This window comes from Xanthomonas cannabis pv. cannabis (assembly GCF_000802365.1).
GTDB lineage: Bacteria > Pseudomonadota > Gammaproteobacteria > Xanthomonadales > Xanthomonadaceae > Xanthomonas > Xanthomonas cannabis.
In genome coordinates, this window is record NZ_JSZE01000001.1 from 43,190 (window position 1) to 62,135 (window position 18,946).

18 protein-coding genes and 2 tRNA genes are annotated in these 18,946 nt (G+C 62.9%); all 20 read right to left on the reverse strand.

What is annotated here, in order from left to right; all coding sequences use genetic code 11:
* Positions 1–20 precede the first annotated feature (20 nt).
* Positions 21–1,532: a transcription termination factor NusA gene (gene nusA / locus OZ10_RS00185; RefSeq protein ID WP_039407455.1), complete on the reverse strand. Its 1,512-nt coding sequence runs from the start codon at positions 1,530–1,532 to the stop codon at positions 21–23.
* Between the two features lie 4 nt (positions 1,533–1,536).
* Positions 1,537–2,127: a ribosome maturation factor RimP gene (gene rimP / locus OZ10_RS00190; protein ID WP_039407452.1), complete on the reverse strand. Its 591-nt coding sequence runs from the start codon at positions 2,125–2,127 to the stop codon at positions 1,537–1,539.
* A gap of 197 nt (positions 2,128–2,324) precedes the next feature.
* A tRNA-Met gene (locus tag OZ10_RS00195) sits at positions 2,325–2,401 on the reverse strand.
* Positions 2,402–2,603: 202 nt separating this feature from the next.
* A complete protein-coding gene (gene nuoN, locus OZ10_RS00200) occupies positions 2,604–4,064 on the reverse strand; it encodes an NADH-quinone oxidoreductase subunit NuoN (RefSeq protein ID WP_039407547.1) in 1,461 nt (486 codons plus the stop codon).
* 35 nt (positions 4,065–4,099) lie between these two features.
* Positions 4,100–5,602 carry an NADH-quinone oxidoreductase subunit M gene (locus OZ10_RS00205; RefSeq protein ID WP_039407449.1) on the reverse strand — a complete coding sequence of 501 codons (1,503 nt, stop codon included), beginning with the start codon at positions 5,600–5,602 and terminating at the stop codon, positions 4,100–4,102.
* 20 nt (positions 5,603–5,622) lie between these two features.
* Complete coding sequence (gene nuoL / locus OZ10_RS00210; RefSeq protein WP_039563615.1) at positions 5,623–7,797, reverse strand: NADH-quinone oxidoreductase subunit L; 2,175 nt, start codon at positions 7,795–7,797, stop codon at positions 5,623–5,625.
* A gap of 7 nt (positions 7,798–7,804) precedes the next feature.
* Positions 7,805–8,110 (reverse strand): NADH-quinone oxidoreductase subunit NuoK, encoded by a 306-nt coding sequence (nuoK, locus tag OZ10_RS00215; RefSeq protein ID WP_039407444.1) that lies wholly within the window; start codon positions 8,108–8,110, stop codon positions 7,805–7,807.
* A complete protein-coding gene (locus tag OZ10_RS00220) occupies positions 8,107–8,769 on the reverse strand; it encodes an NADH-quinone oxidoreductase subunit J (protein WP_162183121.1) in 663 nt (220 codons plus the stop codon). Before OZ10_RS00220 ends, nuoK begins: the two co-directional genes overlap by 4 nt.
* Positions 8,770–8,773: 4 nt before the next feature.
* A complete protein-coding gene (nuoI, locus tag OZ10_RS00225; RefSeq protein ID WP_039407442.1) occupies positions 8,774–9,262 on the reverse strand; it encodes an NADH-quinone oxidoreductase subunit NuoI in 489 nt (162 codons plus the stop codon).
* A gap of 3 nt (positions 9,263–9,265) precedes the next feature.
* Positions 9,266–10,357 carry an NADH-quinone oxidoreductase subunit NuoH gene (gene nuoH / locus OZ10_RS00230; RefSeq protein ID WP_039407436.1) on the reverse strand — a complete coding sequence of 364 codons (1,092 nt, stop codon included), beginning with the start codon at positions 10,355–10,357 and terminating at the stop codon, positions 9,266–9,268.
* Positions 10,354–12,588: an NADH-quinone oxidoreductase subunit NuoG gene (gene nuoG, locus OZ10_RS00235; RefSeq protein ID WP_039563616.1), complete on the reverse strand. Its 2,235-nt coding sequence runs from the start codon at positions 12,586–12,588 to the stop codon at positions 10,354–10,356. Before nuoG ends, nuoH begins: the two co-directional genes overlap by 4 nt.
* Positions 12,585–13,919, reverse strand: a complete 1,335-nt coding sequence (gene nuoF / locus OZ10_RS00240) for an NADH-quinone oxidoreductase subunit NuoF (RefSeq protein ID WP_039563617.1) — start codon at positions 13,917–13,919, stop codon at positions 12,585–12,587. Before nuoF ends, nuoG begins: the two co-directional genes overlap by 4 nt.
* A 3-nt stretch (positions 13,920–13,922) precedes the next feature.
* Positions 13,923–14,450, reverse strand: a complete 528-nt coding sequence (gene nuoE, locus OZ10_RS00245) for an NADH-quinone oxidoreductase subunit NuoE (protein WP_005991372.1) — start codon at positions 14,448–14,450, stop codon at positions 13,923–13,925.
* The gene (locus OZ10_RS00250; RefSeq protein ID WP_039563618.1) at positions 14,447–15,754 is read right to left on the reverse strand and encodes an NADH-quinone oxidoreductase subunit D; all 1,308 of its coding nucleotides are present in this window, start codon (positions 15,752–15,754) and stop codon (positions 14,447–14,449) included. Before OZ10_RS00250 ends, nuoE begins: the two co-directional genes overlap by 4 nt.
* Complete coding sequence (locus tag OZ10_RS00255; protein ID WP_039407413.1) at positions 15,751–16,503, reverse strand: NADH-quinone oxidoreductase subunit C; 753 nt, start codon at positions 16,501–16,503, stop codon at positions 15,751–15,753. The genes OZ10_RS00250 and OZ10_RS00255 overlap by 4 nt, the downstream gene beginning before the upstream one ends.
* Positions 16,504–16,539: 36 nt before the next feature.
* Positions 16,540–17,094: a NuoB/complex I 20 kDa subunit family protein gene (locus OZ10_RS00260; protein ID WP_010371165.1), complete on the reverse strand. Its 555-nt coding sequence runs from the start codon at positions 17,092–17,094 to the stop codon at positions 16,540–16,542.
* Positions 17,085–17,441, reverse strand: a complete 357-nt coding sequence (locus tag OZ10_RS00265) for an NADH-quinone oxidoreductase subunit A (protein WP_039407401.1) — start codon at positions 17,439–17,441, stop codon at positions 17,085–17,087. The genes OZ10_RS00260 and OZ10_RS00265 overlap by 10 nt, the downstream gene beginning before the upstream one ends.
* Positions 17,442–17,543: 102 nt before the next feature.
* Positions 17,544–17,628, reverse strand: a tRNA-Leu gene (locus OZ10_RS00270).
* Positions 17,629–17,677: 49 nt separating this feature from the next.
* Positions 17,678–18,151, reverse strand: a complete 474-nt coding sequence (secG, locus tag OZ10_RS00275) for a preprotein translocase subunit SecG (protein ID WP_039407398.1) — start codon at positions 18,149–18,151, stop codon at positions 17,678–17,680.
* A gap of 33 nt (positions 18,152–18,184) precedes the next feature.
* Positions 18,185–18,940 carry a triose-phosphate isomerase gene (gene tpiA / locus OZ10_RS00280; protein WP_039407395.1) on the reverse strand — a complete coding sequence of 252 codons (756 nt, stop codon included), beginning with the start codon at positions 18,938–18,940 and terminating at the stop codon, positions 18,185–18,187.
* Positions 18,941–18,946 lie beyond the last annotated feature (6 nt).

An 18,946-nucleotide genomic window follows, 5' to 3' on the forward strand; every position in this document is an offset into this window, starting at 1 on the left:
GGGCGCGGTTCATTGCCGGCTCATTCGCCGCGCTCCAAACGGGCGATCTCCTCGGCGCGGGCCGCCAGGATCAGCGCCGCGGCGCGCTCCTGGGTCATGCCCTCGATGCCGAAGTCGACGATCTCGTCCGCAGCCAGGTCGGACAAGTCCTCGCTGGTGCGCACGCCGTGCTCGGCCAGAGCAAAGGCCGTTTCCTCGTCCATCCCCTCCAGCGCCAGCAGGTCCTCGGTGGGCTGAGTCCCTTCCAGGCCTTCTTCCTCGGCCAGCGCAGCGTTGAGCAGCGCGTCGCGGGCACGGGCGCGCAGCTCCTCGACGATGTCTTCGTCGAAGCCTTCCACCGCCAGCAGCTCGCCGACCGGCACGTAGGCGATTTCTTCCACCGTGTTGAAGCCTTCGGACACCAGGATCGCGGAGATTTCCTCGTCCACTTCCAGGCGGTCCATGAACAGCTGGCGTGCCGACGCCTGTTCAGCCTCGGACTTGGCAGCCACCTGGTCGGCGGTCATCACGTTGAGCTGCCAACCGGTCAGGCGGCTGGCCAGGCGCACGTTCTGGCCGCCCTTGCCGATCGCCTGGGCCAGGCGGTCTTCTGCCACGGCCAGGTCCATCGAATGCTTTTCTTCGTCGACGATGATCGACTGCACTTCGGCCGGCGCCATCGCGTTGATCACGAAGTTGGCCGGATTCTCGTTCCACAACACGATATCCACGCGCTCGCCATTGAGCTCGTTGGACACCGCCTGCACGCGCGAACCGCGCATACCGATGCACGCGCCGATCGGATCGGTGCGGGTGTCGTGCGCAATCACCGCGATCTTGGCGCGGTCGCCCGGGTCGCGTGCGCAGGCCTTGATCTCGACCAGGCCCTGGCCCACTTCCGGCACTTCGAGCTTGAACAGCTCGATCATGAATTCCGGCGCAGCGCGGCTGATGAACAGCTGCGGGCCACGCGGCTCCGAACGCACCTCGGCCAGGTAGCCGCGCACACGGTCGCCCGGGCGCAGCACGTCGCGCGGAATGCCCTTGTCCTTCGGAATGAAGGCTTCGGCATTGCCACCCAGATCGACAAAGATGTTGCCGCGCTCGGCGCGCTTGACCACACCGGTGATCAACTCGCCCACGCGGTCCTTCCATGCATCCACGACCTGCTGGCGCTCGGCCTCGCGCACACGCTGCACGATCACCTGCTTGGCGGCCTGTGCGGCAATGCGGCCGAAATCCGGGTTTTCGATCTGTTCTTCGATGTAGTCGCCCACATCCACGCCGTCGGCTTCGTCGATGGCATCCATCAGGCGCACCTGGCGGTCCGGCGACTCCATCACCACATCGTCGGCCACCACTTCCCAACGGCGGAAGGTTTCGTAGTTACCGTCCTTGTGATCGATGGTCACGCGCGTCAGCACGTCCTGGTCGGGATAGCGCTTCTTCGCTGCGGACGCCAACGCGGCCTCGATCGCATCGAAGATCACTTCGCGCGGCACGCCCTTTTCGTTGGCCACCGCATCCACTACCAGCAAAAGTTCCTTGCTCATTTCGTCACTCCGCGCGCGGCTTGCCAGCCGCCGACTCGTTGGATGGTTTCTTCTTGTCGTGCCCGGGTTTTTTCGGGCCGGGCTTATTCGGTTTTTGCGGTGCCAGGCCCAGAGCGACCCAATCCGGCACGATGCGCGCCTTGTCGATATTGTCGAAACCGATCTGCAGGTCCTTGCCGTCCACCGCAAACACCACGGCATCGGCGTCGGCCTCGATCCGCAGAATCTGGCCCTGGAAGCGGCGCCGACCATCCTGCGCAAGCTTCAACACGATCTTGGCGGACTCGCCGGCATGACGCGCGAACTGCTGGAGGGTGAACAACGGACGGTCCACACCCGGCGACGACACCTCGAGGGTGTAATTGCCGCTGATCGGGTCTTCGACATCGAGCTGGGCCGACACTTCGCGGCTCACGCGCTCGCAGTCGTCGACGTTGATCACGCGCTCGGGCTGTTCGGCCAGCGGCACATCGATATAGAGGCGCAATGTGGCGCCACCTGGAGCGGGAAGATACTCCACGCCCAGCAGTTCCAAGCCCAGGGACTCAACCGTTGGACTCAGCAGATTCGCGATTTCGGTCGCTTTTTCGCTCACAGACTGCCCTGATCAGATGATTGCCAGTAGAACCCCGGCAACCGGCAGCTAACTTTCCGGTTCCGGAAAAAACAAGGGGCCCGATGGGCCCCTTGCGTGAAAAAAGCCCGACCTCTCAGGGTCGGCGTAAAGACGGGAACAAGCGTCCTTACGATCCAAGAAGTTGAATCGCCGCGGTAAAGCAACAATTCGAAACTTGGTAGCGGGGGCAGGATTTGAACCTGCGACCTTCGGGTTATGAGCCCGACGAGCTGCCAGACTGCTCCACCCCGCAGCAGAAGCGGAATTATGAAGAACTTGAGCGGCAATTGCAAGCCCTAGTTTTTCATCTGTTGGACACCGTGGCGGCTGTCTAACGTCGCGGCGAATGATACCCGCAATGCAACAAAAACGAAACACTTATCACGACTTTCTTTCAATCTCCCGCCGCATGCCTGGGGCGAGAGCCGCGGTACGTGCGGCGCAACGCAGTCTGCTTACGCGAGACCGGCGAAGGCGCGCTGGCACCACACCATGATCGGGCTCCAGGCCAGGCCGAGAGCGAGCAGGGCCAGTGCGTTGACGCCCAGCACCGTCCCCAGCACGCGGTCGTTGTTGGCCGGCAAAGGCTCGCCCACCGGCTCGTCGAAGTACATGACCTTGATGACACGCAGGTAGTAGTACGCACCGATCACGGCACAGATCACGCCGACCAAGGCCAGCCACAGCATGTCACCCTTCACCGCAGCGCCAAGCACGGCCAGCTTGGTCCAGAAGCCCAGAAACGGCGGAATACCTGCAAGCGAGGCCATGATGCACAGCACCAGTCCCGCCATCCAGGGATTACGTGCATTGAGCCCCTTGAAGTCGTCGATGTTTTCGGCTTCAAAGCCATTGCGCGACAGCGCGATGATGGCGCCGAACGAGGCGGTCGACATGATGGTGTAGCTAACCGCATAGAACATCGCGGCGGCATACCCCTCCTCTCCACCACCGGCCACGCCCATCAGCAGGAAGCCGATATGCGAGACCGTCGAGTACGCGAGCATGCGCTTGAGATTGCTCTGTGCGATGGCCATCAGGTTGCCGATGACCAACGACACCGCCGACAGGCCGCCGATCAGCAGGTGCCATTGCGGCGACAGCGGGCCCATGCCCACTTCCAGCAGGCGGTACGCCATACCGAACGCCGCCAGCTTGGGCGCCGAGCTGATGAACAGCGCGATGGGAGCCGGTGCGCCCTGATAGACGTCGGGCAGCCACATGTGGAACGGAGCCGCACCCAGCTTGAACGCGACGCCGGCGATCATGAAGATGGTGCCGGTCAACAGCAGCGTGCGCTCGCCCGAGCCATCGATTGCGTCATGGATGCCGGCCAGGCTCAAGGTGCCCGTGGCGCCATAGACCAGTGACATGCCATACAGCAGCAGGCCCGACGCCAGCGAACCGAGCACGAAATATTTCATTGCCGCTTCGGTAGCCAGACCGTTGTCGCGGTTGGAGGCCACCAGGGCATAGGAGCACAGCGCCAACAGCTCCAGGCCGAGGTAGACCATCAACAGGCTACCGGCGGAAGCGAGCAGCATCATGCCGGCGGTGGCGAACAACACCAGTACCGGAATCTCGCCCTGATACAGATTGCGCTCGCGCAGATAAGTCCAGCCATACACCAGGCTCAGACCGCTGACCAGCACGATGACGGTCTTCATGACGTCCGCAGCGGTATCACGCACGAACATGCCGTGGAAGATCTCGCCCTGCCCGCCCGTACCGGTCGCCAGCAGTGCGAACACCACGGCGAGAACGGCGACGGAAAACAGGTGGGTCCAGACCTTGTTCCGCTGGCTCACGAACAGGTCGAGCATCAGCAGTGCGAAGGCGCCGCCGATCAGCACCAGCTCCGGAACGAGCGGAGCCAGGTCAGCGGTGGTCAACGGCGCGAGCGTTGGCGTGGTCATCATCAAATCCTGGAGTCAAAACGTACGGCAAGCAGTCACAGCTTGGTCGCGGCAATCTGGGTCGCCAGCTTGGCGATCGAGGGTTCCATCAGATCGGTCAGCGGCTTCGGGTACAGGCCCAGGGCCAGCACGCCAGCGGCGAACACCCCCAGCACGAACGCCTCGCGGCCATTGATGTCCTTCAGCTCGGCCACATGTGCGTTGGCCACTTCGCCGAAGAACACGCGCTTGTAGAGCCACAGCGTGTAGGCGGCGGTAATGACCAGCGTGGTGGCAGCGGCAAAGGCGATCAGCGGATGCTTCTGGAAGCTGGCCAGAATCACCATGAACTCGCCGACGAAGCCGCTGGTGCCAGGCAGACCGGCATTGGCCATGAAGAACAGCATCGCGAAGGTGGCGAACCACGGCATCACGTTGACCACGCCGCCGTAGTCGGCGATGCGGCGGGTATGCATGCGGTCGTACAACACGCCGATACAGGAGAACATCGCGCCGGACACGAAGCCATGCGAGATCATCTGCACCATCGCACCCTGCAGGCCGAGGCGTGCGGCGTCGGTGCTGCCGTACTCGCGCACCAGCGTGAAGGCGATGAAGGTACCGAGCGTGACGAAGCCCATGTGCGCGATGGACGAGTACGCCACCAGCTTCTTCATGTCTTCCTGCACCAGCGCCACCAGGCCGACGTAGATCACGGCGATCAACGACAGGGCGATCACCAGCCAGGCGAACTCGTGGCTGGCGTCCGGCACGATCGGCAGATTGAAGCGCAGGAAGCCGTAGCCACCGATCTTCAAGGCGATGGCGGCCAGGATCACCGAACCGGCGGTTGGTGCCTCGACGTGTGCGTCCGGCAACCAGGTGTGCACCGGAAACATCGGGACCTTGACCGCGAATGCAATCAGGAACGCGAAGAAGATCCAGGTCTGTTCCTTGGCAGTCAGCTGCAGCGCATACAGATCGGCCAGCTGGAAGCTGCCGCCCTTCAGGTACAGGTACACCAGGCCCACCAGCATCAGCACCGAGCCGAGGAAGGTGTAGAGGAAGAACTTCATCGCTGCGTAGATGCGACGCGGGCCGCCCCAGACTCCGATGATCAGGAACATCGGGATCAGCATCGCTTCGAAGAACACGTAGAACAGCATCGCGTCGGTGGCAGCGAAGATGCCGACGGTGACGCCTTCCAGGATCAGGAAGGCAGCCACGTACTGGTTGACGCGCTTGTCGATCGAGCGCCAGGCGCCAATGAGCGAGAGCACGGTCACCAAGGTGGTCAGTACGATCAGGGCGACCGCGATGCCGTCCACGCCGAGGTTGTAGCCGATGTTGTAGGCCGGGATCCAGGCGTGCAGCTCGATGAACTGCAGGGCGTCATTGGCCGTGTCGTAGCCCAGCAGCGGCAGACTCAGCACAAAGGTCGCCACTGCCACCGCCAGGGACGCCCAGCGGGCAGTCTCGGCGTTGCGCAACGCAAGGATCAGGGCGCCACCGATAATCGGCAGCCAGATCAAGATAGACAGTAAAGGCCAGTTCGACACGTTTTCTTATTCCGTACAGGTCAACGCCAGAAATGCATCAGTACCGCCAACAAGGCGATCAAACCGATGATCATTGCGAAGGCGTAGTGATAGAGGAAACCGGATTGCGTGCGACGCAGCAGATTTGCAGCCAGGTCGATCAGTCGGGCAGAACCATTGACGACCACACCGTCGACCACATGGGTATCGACGGCACGTGACGCCTTGCCAAGGACAACACCGCCACCGGCGAAGCCATTGATCCACAGCTTGTCGAAGCCGTACTTGTTCTCCAGCAGCCACACAACGGGCGCGAACGCCTTGCGCGACTTGGTGGCCAGGTCCGGCTTCCACAAATAGAACAGCGCCGCGAGCAGCAGACCGGCCACCGTCAGGAAGAACGGGGCGGCCATCATGCCGTGCAGTGCAAATGCCACCGGGCCATGAAATTCTTCCGCCAGCGCACCGACGGTGTCGCGTGCCGGATCGTAGAAATCGACGATGCCGGTGAAGAACGAGACGGCCTGGCCCTTGAGCGCGTGCGCCGCATGGTGCCCCTGCCAATCGGTACCGAACAGCATCGGACCGATGGTGAAGAAGCCGATCGCCACCGACGGAATCGCCAGCAGGATCAACGGCATTGTCACTACCCACTTCGACTCGTGCGGCTCGTGGGCACCGTGGTGACCATGGCCGTGGTCGTGGTGACCGTGGCTGTCGTGGGCGTGTGCGTCATGCGCGTGGCTGTCGTGCGCATGCACCTGCGCTTCGGCATCGGTATGCGCGCTGTCGTGGTGCGCATGCGCGTCGTGCGCATGGGCATCGCGGAAACGCTCCTTGCCGTGGAAGGTCAGGAACAGCAAACGGAAGCTGTAGAAGCTGGTGACCAGTACGCCACCAAGCACCGCCCAGTAACCGTAGGTCGCGATCCAGCTATGCGATTCGTGCGCATGATGCGCCGCTGCTTCGATGATGGTGTCCTTCGAGTAGAAACCCGAGAAGAACGGAGTCCCCACCAGCGCCAGGGTGCCGATCACGCTGGTCCAGTACGTCACCTTCATGTACTTGCGCAGGCCGCCCATCTTGCGCATGTCCTGCTCATGGTGCATGCCGATGATGACCGAGCCGGCCGCCAGGAACAGCAGCGCCTTGAAGAAGGCATGCGTCATCAGGTGGAACACGGCCGCCGAATAGGCCGACACGCCCAATGCCACGGTCATGTAACCCAGCTGGGACAGCGTCGAATATGCAACCACACGCTTGATGTCGTTCTGCACGATGCCGATCAGGCCGGTGAAGAAGGCCGTGGTCGCACCGATGAACAGGATGAAGTTCAGCGCGGTTTCCGACAGCTCGAACAGCGGCGACATGCGCGCAACCATGAAGATGCCGGCGGTCACCATCGTCGCGGCGTGGATCAGCGCCGAGATCGGCGTCGGGCCTTCCATCGAGTCCGGCAGCCACACGTGCAACGGCACCTGCGCGGACTTGCCCATTGCGCCAATGAACAGGCAAATGCAGATCAGCGTCATCACGCTCCATTCGTGACCGGCAAACAACTGTACCTTGGCACCGGCCATGGTGGTCGCGTTGGCGAACACGGTGGAGTAATCCAGCGAGCCGAACCACAGCAACACGCCGGCAATGCCCAGAATGAAGCCGAAGTCGCCGACGCGATTGACCAGGAACGCCTTCATGTTGGCGAACACGGCAGTCGGTCGCTTGAACCAGAAACCGATCAGCAGGTAGGACACCAGACCCACCGCTTCCCAGCCGAAGAACAGCTGCAGGAAGTTGTTGCTCATCACCAGCGTGAGCATGGAGAAGGTGAACAACGAGATATAGCTGAAGAAGCGCTGGTAGCCCGGGTCTTCTTCCATGTAGCCGATGGTGTAGATGTGCACCAGCAGCGACACGAAGGTCACCACCACCATCATCATCGCGGTCAGGCGATCGACCATGAAGCCGACATGCGCGGAGTAGTTGCCGACGTCGAAGAAGGTATACAGGTTCTGGTTGAACGGGCTGGCGCCCTGCTCCACCAGTTGGTACAGCGTCAGGCACGACAGCACGCAGCTGACCGCCACGCCGAGGATGGTGACGTACTGCGCGCCCTTGCGCCCCACCTGACGACCGAACAAGCCGGCGATGATGCTGCCGACCAGCGGTGCAAGCACCACTGCGATCAGCAGACTCTTGGAGAGAGTGATTTCCATCTACGGGTCAGCCCTTCAACGTGTCGACTTCGGCCACATTGATCGTGCGGCGCGTACGGAACAGAGTCACCAGGATCGCAAGGCCAATCGCGGCCTCCGCAGCGGCAACGGTCAGGATGAAGAACACGAACAGCTGGCCGGCGGTGTCGCCGAGCTCGCGCGAGAATGCAATGAAGTTGATGTTGACCGACAGCAGCATCAACTCGATCGACATCAGCAGCACGATGACGTTCTTGCGGTTGAGGAAGATGCCGGCCAGCGAGATGCAGAACAGCACCGCGCCCAGCCCCAGCAGGTGGCCCAAGGTAATCAAGACTTCGCCTCCTGTCCGTCCACCGCATCGACGCGCGGCGCAACCTGTGCGGGTTTTTCCACTGCCATCTTGACGATGCGCAGGCGGTCGGTCGCCTTGACGCGCGACTGCTCGCTGGCGATCTGGATCTTGATGCCGGTGCGCTTGCGCAAGGTGAGCATCACGGCAGCCACCACGGCCACGGTCAGGATCACCGCAGCAAACTCGAACGGCAGCAGGAACTCGGTGTACAGGCTCTTGGCCAACCAGGTCAGGTTCGACACGTCTGCAGCCTGTGCGGCCGCATTGTCGGCCGGAAACGGCGTGGCACTGCGCGACTTGACGCCGATCAGGGTCACCATCTGCGCCAGCATCGCAACCGCGACGATGACGCCCAACGGCATGTACTTGACCCAGCCTTCGCGCAGGCGGCTGGTGTCGATGTCGAGCATCATCACCACGAACAGGAACAGCACCATCACCGCGCCGACGTACACCAGTACCAGCGTGACGCCAAGGAATTCGGCACCCACCAACAGCCAGATACACGCCATCGAGAAGAAGGTGAGGATCAGGCACAACACGGCGTACACCGGGTTACGCACGCTGATCACCGCACCGGCGGACACCACCGCGATGGCGGAGAAGGCGTAAAAAGCAATAGAGACCCAGTCCATCATGACCTCAACGGAAGGCGGCATCGGCAGCGCGACGCTCGGCGATCTCGGCCTCTAGCCGGTCTCCGATCGCCAGCAGCTGCGGCTTGTTGACAATATTCTCGCCACGCTTCTCGAAGTGGTATTCGAGGATGTGCGTCTCGACGATCGAGTCCACCGGGCAGCTTTCTTCGCAGAAGCCGCAGAAGATGCACTTGAACAGGTCGATGTCATAGCGCGTGGTGCGGCGCGAGCCGTCCTCGCGCTTGGCCGAGTCGATGGTGATCGCCAGCGCCGGGCACACCGCTTCGCACAGCTTGCAGGCGATGCAACGCTCTTCACCATTGGGATAGCGACGCAGCGCGTGCAGACCACGGAAGCGTGGCGATTGCGGAAACTTCTCCATCGGGTACAGCACGGTGTACTTGGGCTTGAACGTGTATTTCAACGTCAGCCACAAGCCGCCGAGCAGTTCGAGCAGGAGCAGGCTCTTGAAGTAATGGGTGATCTTGTTCATCAATTACACGCCCTTCTGGATCACGCCGTAAAACACCATCAATGCCGTCACTGCGATCCACACGATCGTGAGCGGAATGAACACCTTCCAGCCCAGCCGCATGATCTGGTCGTAGCGGTAGCGCGGGAAGCTGGCACGGAACCAGATGTAGGCACTGGCGAAGAAGAACACCTTCATCAGCAGCCACGGCCAGCCGCCGGTCCACACCCAATTGATCCACGGCGAGATATCCGCTGTGACCCAACCCTGGATCGGGCTCAGCCAGCCGCCGAGGAAGAAGATCGAGATCAGAAAGCTGACCAGGATCATGTTGGCGTATTCGGCCAGGAAGAACAGCGCAAATGCACCGCCCGAGTATTCCACCATGTGGCCGGCAACGATTTCCGACTCGCCTTCCACCACGTCGAACGGCGCGCGGTTAGTCTCGGCTACGCCGGACACCCAGTACACGATGAACAGCGGGAACAGCGGAATCAGGAACCAGTCGAAGAAGCCGGAGTTGCCGGCCTGCGCGAACACGATCTGGCTGAGGTTGACACTGCCGGAAGCGATCATCACACCGACCAGCGCAAAGCCCATCGCAATTTCGTAGCTGACCACCTGTGCGGCCGAGCGCATCGCACCCAGAAACGCATACTTGGAGTTGGACGCCCAGCCCGCGAGGATGATGCCGTACACGCCCAGCGAGGTCATTGCCAGCAGATACAGCAGACCGACGTTGGCGTTGGACAACACCAGCTGCGCATCGAACGGCACCACCGACCAGGCCGCGAAGGCCGGCGCCAGCGTCAGCAGCGGCGCGATGATGAACATCGCCTTGTGCGAGCTGCTCGGCTGCAGGATCTCCTTGAACAGGAGTTTGAACACGTCGGCGAAGGCCTGGAAGATGCCCATGCCCACGTACATGGGCCCATGACGCACGTGCATCCAGCCGATCAGCTTGCGCTCCCACACCACGTAGAAGGCCACCGACACGATCACCGGCACGGCGATCAGCAGGATCTTCAGTACGGTCCAGAGCACCACGCCGCCATCGCCCAGCCCGAGGAACCACTGGTGGAGGGGGTCGACCACGTTCAACAGCAATTCGTTCATGCAGCCACCACCGTTACCCGACCGGCGCCGAGCGGCGCAGTTGCGCCATGGCCGGATTCGATCCACACCGTGCCCGGTGCAACGCGCTTGTCCAGCACCACCGGCAACGTCGCCTTACCCGCGTCCGTACCGACCTTGACCATCTGACCCGCGCCAAGCTGCAACTGCGCCGCCTGCTCCGGGTGCATTGCCACACACGGCGCAATGTTGAGCGGATGCGACTGCAACGCAGCGGCCCGGCGTACGACAGCATCGGTGCGATAGATCGCCGCGGTTGCCGCAACCTCCAACCCGTCGCTCGCCGTGGCCGGCTGCGCAGACGCGACTGGACTGACGCTGCGGTTCTGCATGCCCGCACGCAGACCGACCAGATCGATGAATTCGAAACCGGCCAGGCCCAGCTCGCCGCCCAGTGCACGCAGCACCCGCCAGCCTTCGCGTGCCTCGACCGGCAGGCGCCCTGCGGCGCGTGCGGTCTGTACACGGCCATCGAGATTGGTCAGCGACGCATCGATCTCCGGCAACGCACCAATCGGCAGGATCACATCGGCCACGTCGCGCGTCGAGGCGCACGCGAACTGACTGAACGCCACGACCTTGGCACCGGCCAGCGCACTGCGCGCGGCAGCGGCGTCGGCAAAATCCAGGCCGGGTTCGATGCCGTACAGCACATAGGCCTGACGCGGCTGAGCCAGCATGCCGGCGACATCGCGCGCGGTCGGCAACACGCCCTGCGACACCAGACCCACCGCGTTGGCGCCCTGCGGAATGCGGCACAGCGACGCACCGGTTGCAGCGGCAAAATCACGTGCGGCAGCACGCAGTGCAGCAGCCTGCGGATGATTTTCAGCCAGCGCGCCGACCACGATCACGGCGCGGGTTGCGCCCTTGACCGCATCACGCAACGCGGTGTCGTCGAGCGCCGCAGCCAGCTGCGACGGCGCGACCACGGTGCGCGAGGCCTGGGTGAAGGCAAAATCGAAATCGACCGGATTGACCGAGTGGATCTGCGTGCGGTTCTGGATGTGCGCCTTGCGCAACCGTGCATGCAGCAGCGGCAGCTCGTGGCGCACGTTGCTGCCGAACAGCACGACAACATCGGCCTGCTCGATCTCGGCCAACGGCGTTGCGAAGGCTTGCGCCACCGCAGCGTCGGAAAAGTCGCGATTGAGCAGACGGTGATCCAGATTACCGCTGCCCAGCCCTTCGGCCAGACGCGCCAGCAGCGCGCCCTCTTCGTTCGAGGTGGACGGGTGCACCAGCACGCCAAGCGCATCACCCGCGTTTTCGCGCAAGATCTGGGTCGCTGCAGCCAGACCTTCGGTCCAGCTCACTTCAGTCCACTGCCCGTTGACCTTCTTCAGCGGCTTGACCGCACGGTCTTCGGCATACAGGCCCTGATGCGAATAACGGTCGCGGTCGGACAGCCAGCATTCGTTGACCGCCTCGTTCTCGCGCGGCACGGTGCGCAGCACTTCGCCGCGGCGCACGTGCAGGAACAGGTTCGAGCCCATCGCATCGTGATAACCCAGCGATTCGCGTGCCATCAGTTCCCACGGACGTGCGCGGAACTGGAACACCTTGTTGGTCAGCGCGCCCACCGGGCAGACGTCGATGACGTTGCCGGAAATTTCGGTGGTCAGCGGCTTGCCGTCATAGGTGCCGATCTGCAGATTCTCGCCGCGGTACATGCCGCCCAGCTCGTAGGTACCGGCAATGTCTGCAGTGAAACGCACGCAGCGGGTGCACTGGATACAGCGGGTCATCTCGGTGGCGACAAGCGGACCGATATCCTCGTCCGGCACCACGCGCTTGCGCTCGTTGAAGCGGCTCACCGAACGGCCATAGCCGAGCGAGACGTCCTGCAGCTCGCACTCGCCGCCCTGATCGCAGATCGGGCAGTCCAGCGGGTGATTGATCAGCAGGAATTCCATCACGCTGCGCTGGTACTTCAGCGCCTTTTCGCTACGCGTGGTGACCTTCATGCCATCCATCACCGGCGTGGCGCAGGCAGGCGACGGCTTGGGCGACTTTTCGACATCGACCAGGCACATACGGCAATTTGCCGCGATCGGCAGCTTCTCGTGGTAGCAGAAGCGCGGAATCGGGATGCCGGCCTTGTCGGCCGCCTGGATGATCATGGAGCCCTTCGGCACTACCAGAGACTGCCCGTCGATCTCGACGGTGACGTGGTCCGGTGGCACGTTCGGGTTCACTGGTTGGGCGCTCATGCAGCCACTCCGACTTGCGTATCGACGATCGAACGACCGTTGACGATGTAGTACTCGAACTCGTCCCAGAACTGGCGCAGGAAGCCCTGAATCGGCCATGCCGCCGCTTCGCCGAACGCACAGATGGTGTGCCCTTCGATCTGGCCGGCAACCGTGCGCAGCTGGTGCAGGTCTTCCATCGTGGCCTTGCCGGCGACGATGCGCTCCAGCACGCGGTGCATCCAGCCGGTACCTTCGCGGCACGGGGTGCACTGGCCGCAGGATTCCTTGTGGAAGAACTGCGAGATGCGGCAGGCAAAACGCACGCAGCAGACGCTGTCGTCCAGCACCACGATGGCGCCCGAACCCAGACCGGTGCCCAGCGCACGCAGGGTGTCGTAATCCATCTGCAGGCCGGCGACCTGGTCGGCCTTCAACACCGGCATCGACACGCCGCCGGGCACCACGCCCTTGAGCTTGCGACCCGGACGCAGGCCACCGGCCATTTCCAGCAATTCGTCGAAGGTGGTGCCAAGCGGCACTTCGAAGTTGCCGCCCTTCTGCACGCAGCCGGACACCGAGAAGATCTTCGGGCCACCGTTCTTGGTCTTGCTCAACCCGAGGAACCACTCCGGGCCGTTGCGAATGATCGCCGGCACCGACGCATAGGTCTCGGTGTTGTTGATGGTGGTCGGCTTGCCGTACAGGCCGAAGTTGGCCGGAAACGGCGGCTTGTAGCGCGGCTGGCCCTTCTTGCCTTCCAGCGACTCCATCAACGCGGTTTCTTCGCCGCAGATGTAGGCGCCGGCGCCCAGCGCACCGTAGATATCGATATCCACGCCGCTGCCGAGGATGTTCTTGCCCAGCCAGCCGTTGGCATAGGCATCGGCCAGCGCCAGTTCGAAGTTCTCGAACGGCTCGTGGTGGAACTCGCCGCGCAGGTAGTTGTAGCCCACGGTCGAACCGGTGGCGTAGCAGGCGATCGCCATGCCCTCCACCACCGAATGCGGGTTGTAACGCAGGATGTCGCGGTCCTTGCAGGTTCCCGGCTCGGATTCGTCCGAATTGCACAGGATGTACTTCTGCATGTTGCCCTTGGGCATGAACGACCACTTCAGACCGGTCGGGAAGCCTGCGCCACCGCGGCCGCGCAGGTTCGATGCCTTGACCATCTCGATGACGTCGGCCGGGGCGATCTTCTCTTCGAGGATCTTGCGCAACGCGGCGTAGCCACCGGTCTTGAGGTAGCTCTCGTAGGACCAGGGCGTGTCGTAATGCAGGGTCGTGTAGACCACTTGATGCGGCAACGGCGCCGGACCGACCGGACCTGTAGGTGCGTGATGATGTGCCATGTCTTATTCCAGCCCGTCCAGCAGCGCGTCGACCTTCTCTTTCGTCAGGTGCTCGTGGTAGTGGCCGTTGATGACCATCATCGGCGCCGCCGAGCAGGCCGCCAGGCACTCTTCTTCGCGCTTGAGGTAGACGCGGCCATCGGCCGTCGACTGCCCCAGCTTGCAACCCAGTTTCTTTTCCGCGTGCGCCAGCAGATCTTCGGCGCCGTTGAGCCAGCAACTGATATTGGTGCAGAACGCCACGTTGTGGCGGCCGACCTTCTCGGTCTCGAACATCGAGTAGAAACTGGCGACCTCGTAGGCCCACACCGGCGGCAGTTCCAGATACTTGGCCACGCCGACGATCAGCTCATCGGTCAGCCAGCCCTGGTTCTGCTCCTGCGCAGCATGCAGGCCCTGCAGCACCGCCGACCGCTTGCGATCGGGCGGAAATTTGGCCAGCCAATGATCGATGTGCGCGCGCGTCTTGTCGCTCAGCACCACCTGCGGATCGACGTCGCGCGCCGCCTCGAAATTACCCGTCGCCTTCATCGGTCAACCTCACCGAAAACCAAATCGTAAGTACCGATCATCGCCACGACGTCGGCCAGCAGATAGCCACGCACCACTGCGTCCATCGACGACAGATGCGCAAAGCCCGGCGCGCGCAGATGCACGCGGAACGGCTTGTTGGCGCCATCGGACATCAGGTAGCAGCCGAACTCGCCCTTGGGCGCTTCGACCGCGCTGTAGGTTTCGCCGGCCGGCACGCAATAGCCTTCGCTGAACAGCTTGAAGTGATGGATCAGCGCTTCCATGTCGTCCTTCATGCCTTCGCGGCTTGGCGGAGCGACCTTGAAATTGGTGACCATGACCGGGCCAGGATTGGCCTTCAGCCACTTCACGCACTGCTTGATGATGCGGTTGGATTCACGCATCTCGGCCACGCGCACCAGGTAGCGGTCGTAGCAGTCGCCGTTGGTGCCGACCGGGATGTCGAACTCCACCGCGTCGTACTTGGCGTACGGCTGCTTCTTGCGCAGGTCCCATTCGATGCCCGAGCCACGCAGCATCGGGCCGGTCATGCCCCAGGCACGCGCCAGATCCGGGCTGATGATGCCGACGTCGACGGTACGCTGCTTCCAGATACGGTTATCGGTCAGCAGCGTCTCGTACTCGTCCACACGCGACGGGAACGTATTGGTGAAATCCTCGAGGAAGTCCAGCATCGAGCCTTCGCGCGCTGCATTGAGCTTCTTCAGTGCCCCGCCCTTGTGCCAACGGGATTCCTTGTACTTGGGCATGAAGTCGGGCAGATCACGGTACACGCCGCCGGGGCGGTAGTAGGCCGCGTGCATGCGCGCGCCGCTGACCGCCTCGTAGACATCCATCAATTCCTCGCGCTCGCGGAATGCATACAGCATCACCGCCATTGCTCCCAGATCGAGCGCGTTGGAGCCGACCCACATCAGGTGATTCTTGATGCGGGTGATCTCGTCGAACATGGTGCGGATGTACTGCGCACGCTCGGGCGCCTCGATCCCCATCAGGGATTCGATCGCGCGCACGTAAGCGTGCTCGTTGCACATCATCGACACGTAGTCCAGGCGATCCATGTACGGAACCGACTGGTTGAACGGCTTGGACTCGGCCAGCTTCTCGGTGCCACGGTGCAGCAGGCCGATATGCGGATCGGCACGCACCACGGTCTCGCCGTCCATTTCCAGGATCAGGCGCAACACACCGTGCGCCGCAGGATGCTGCGGGCCGAAGTTCATCGTGTAATTGCGGATTTCCTGCTTGCTTTCCACAGGATTGCTCGCGAAGGCTTCGGTTGCCTGGCGGAACTCACTCACTTGGCAGTCTCCGACTTGCCCACTTCACCAGCGGCAGTCTCATAACGGGCATCGTCGCGAATCACGCGCGGTACGCCGACGCGCGGCTCGACCGAAGTGACCGGCTCGTACACCACGCGCTTGCGCTCTTCGTCGTAACGCACTTCGACGTTGCCGATCAGCGGGAAATCCTTGCGGAACGGGTGGCCGACGAATCCGTAGTCGGTCAGGATGCGGCGCAGATCCGGGTGTCCATCGAACACGATACCGAACAGGTCGAACGCCTCGCGCTCGAACCAGTTCACGCCCGGCCAGATATCGGTGACCGACGCCACCACCGGCACTTGCTCGTCCGGTGCGTAGCAACGCACGCGCAGACGCTGGTTGTGTTGGTAGGAAATCAGTTGCGCGACCACCGCAAAACGCTGCTTGGGCAGCTGCTGCGGCTGGGCACCATCGGAGCTTTCCTGGCTGGGGAATTCGCCCCAGGCAAAACGGCCGACGGCCTTGCCTTCGACGCCGCGGCTGAAACCCTGCGATGACACGTCGGCGGTATCCCACTCGTCGCTGCCGTAGCCCAGGTAATCAACGCCGCACAGGTCGCTGAGCTGCTCGAAACCGAGCTCATCGCGCAGGGCCAGACAGGTGGCATGCCAATCGGCGGCAGCGACTTCCAGCGTCACTTCGCCGCGCGGCAATGCCACGGCGATCTGCGCACCGGCGAAACGTGCCGCAAGTCGGTCAGTGAAGGAAGATGCTTGCTCTGCCATGGGGGCTTGGCTGCTCTCGGTAGGAGAAGACGGGTGTCAGCGTGCGATTGTCTGGGTGCGCCAGATCTTCTTCTGCAGCTGCAGGATGCCGTAGACCAGCGCCTCGGCAGTCGGCGGGCAGCCCGGGACATAGATGTCCACCGGCACGATGCGGTCGCAACCGCGCACCACCGAATACGAATAGTGATAGTAGCCGCCGCCATTGGCGCAGCTGCCCATCGAGATGACCCACTTCGGGTCGGGCATCTGGTCGTAGACCTTGCGCAGCGCCGGGGCCATCTTGTTGACCAGCGTGCCGGCCACGATCATCACGTCGGACTGACGCGGCGACGGGCGGAACACCACGCCGTAACGGTCCAGGTCCAGACGCGAGGCGCCGGCGTGCATCATCTCGACCGCACAGCAGGCCAGGCCGAAGGTCATCGGCCACATCGAACCGGTCCGCGCCCAGTTCAGCAGCGCATCGACGCTGGTGGTCACGTAGCCCTTTTCGAGCAACGGGTTTTCGCCTTCCGGGCGCAGGATGTCTTCCACCCGGCCTTCCGGCATCGGGTTGGTCATCAGACGATCCAGGGTCTGAATCACTCCCATTCCAGCGCTCCCTTCTTCCACACGTAGATAAAGCCGAGGAACAACATGCCGACGAACAGCCCCATGGTGACCAGCGAGCGTGCGCCGATCTCCATGAACACCTGCGTCCACGGCACGATGAAGATGATTTCCAGGTCGAACACGATGAACTGGATCGCGATGAGGTAGTAGCGCACATCGAACTTCATGCGCGCGTCTTCGAAAGCTTCGAAGCCACACTCGTAAGGCGAGAGCTTGCGCGCGTCCGGGGTGCGTGGAGCGAAGAATCGACCGACCAACATCAGCACGATGCCGATACCAGTGGCGACGATCAGAAACAGCAGACTCGGCAAATATTCGGCCAGCACAGCGATTCTCTCTTGCCTCTGCCCGCACGCGCCGCGTGCCGGCATGGGGTATAGGCAGGCCCCGCGCGCGACAAGCGATGCGCAGGAACTGCAGCCAAACAATGGTGCCCAAGAGGGGACTCGAACCCCTACGACCTAAGTCGCTACCACCTCAAGGTAGTGCGTCTACCAATTCCGCCACCTGGGCATACGTTGCGCCGCTGGGCATCCCAGTGCGCAGCGCATTGTAACCGGCTTCAGCGTTTTTGTGCTGGTTCTGAAGCGTTTTCTTCGCTGGCTGCAGGCGCCGGCTGTGCCGGGGCGGACTGCACCGGGGCTGCTGCCGGCGCAGCGGCAGGAGCCGGCTGCGACGGAGCGGTCGGTACCGCACCAGCGGCCGGAGCCTGCGGCAACGGCTGGGTGAGTTCGCCTGCGGCGGCCGGAGCCGGCGTTGCCGACTGCGACATCACGCCCAGGTTCTGATCCGTTGGACGTGCCCCGTGCGTGGCGTACCACGCCATGAACAGGCTGATGCTGAAGAACACCACGGCCAGCCACTTGGTCGACTTGGACAGGAAGTTCGACGCACCCTGCGAACCGAACACCGTGCCCGATGCGCCGGCACCGAAGCCGGAACCGGCCGCCGCACCCGCACCACGCTGCATCAGGATCAGCGCAATCATCGCCAGCGCGACCAGCACGTAGACCACATTGAGGATCAACATCAGCATTTCGAAATCCGTCCCCGGACAAAACTTAATGGGTTAACAAGCAGCCGCCGCACGTGCAATGGCCAGGAAATCTTCGGCAACCAGTGATGCGCCGCCGACCAGCCCCCCATCGACATCGGGCTGTGCGAACAGCTCGCCGGCGTTGTCGGGCTTGACGCTGCCCCCGTACAGGATGGGCAGACCATCCGCAATTCTAGCATCCGCCTTCGCGACTTCGCCACGCAGGAAGGCATGCACGGCCTGGGCCTGCTCGGGGCTGGCGTTACGGCCGGTGCCGATCGCCCAGATTGGCTCGTAAGCCAGCACCGCGTGGGCAAAGCCTTCGCTGCCCACCAGGGCCAGGACCGGTTCGAGCTGGGCACGTAGGATTGCCTCAGTCTGACCGGACTCACGCTGTTCCAGCGATTCGCCCACGCACAGCACCGGGATCAGCCCGGCGTGGATGGCGGCGGCAAACTTGCGCGCGACCAGCTCGCTACTCTCCTGATGGTACTGGCGCCGCTCGGAATGACCGACCAGCCCATAGCCGGCACCCACGTCCACCAACATGGTGGCCGAGACTTCGCCGGTGTAGGCACCTTTCTCGTTGCTACTGACGTCCTGGGCTCCAAAGGACAGGTGATGTGCCTCGAAATCCTCGATCAGGTCACCGAGGTAAGGCAGTGGTGGCAGGATGACGACATCGACACCCTCCAGGGGCATGTGTGCGGCGACCTTTGCCACCAGTTCGGTGGCAAAGCTGCGGCTACCATGCAGCTTCCAGTTTCCGGCAACGATCTTTCGACGCATCAGGCG

Coding starts and splice junctions, on each gene's coding strand:
- nusA (WP_039407455.1), bottom strand. CDS start 1,532: ATGAGCAAGGAACTTTTGCTGGTAGTGGATGCGGTGGCCAACGAAAAG.
- nuoN (WP_039407547.1), bottom strand. CDS start 4,064: ATGACCACGCCAACGCTCGCGCCGTTGACCACCGCTGACCTGGCTCCG.
- nuoL (WP_039563615.1), bottom strand. CDS start 7,797: ATGGAAATCACTCTCTCCAAGAGTCTGCTGATCGCAGTGGTGCTTGCA.
- OZ10_RS00220 (WP_162183121.1), bottom strand. CDS start 8,769: ATGATGGACTGGGTCTCTATTGCTTTTTACGCCTTCTCCGCCATCGCG.
- nuoI (WP_039407442.1), bottom strand. CDS start 9,262: ATGAACAAGATCACCCATTACTTCAAGAGCCTGCTCCTGCTCGAACTG.
- nuoH (WP_039407436.1), bottom strand. CDS start 10,357: ATGAACGAATTGCTGTTGAACGTGGTCGACCCCCTCCACCAGTGGTTC.
- nuoG (WP_039563616.1), bottom strand. CDS start 12,588: ATGAGCGCCCAACCAGTGAACCCGAACGTGCCACCGGACCACGTCACC.
- nuoF (WP_039563617.1), bottom strand. CDS start 13,919: ATGGCACATCATCACGCACCTACAGGTCCGGTCGGTCCGGCGCCGTTG.
- nuoE (WP_005991372.1), bottom strand. CDS start 14,450: ATGAAGGCGACGGGTAATTTCGAGGCGGCGCGCGACGTCGATCCGCAG.
- OZ10_RS00255 (WP_039407413.1), bottom strand. CDS start 16,503: ATGGCAGAGCAAGCATCTTCCTTCACTGACCGACTTGCGGCACGTTTC.
- OZ10_RS00260 (WP_010371165.1), bottom strand. CDS start 17,094: ATGGGAGTGATTCAGACCCTGGATCGTCTGATGACCAACCCGATGCCG.
- secG (WP_039407398.1), bottom strand. CDS start 18,151: ATGCTGATGTTGATCCTCAATGTGGTCTACGTGCTGGTCGCGCTGGCG.
- tpiA (WP_039407395.1), bottom strand. CDS start 18,940: ATGCGTCGAAAGATCGTTGCCGGAAACTGGAAGCTGCATGGTAGCCGC.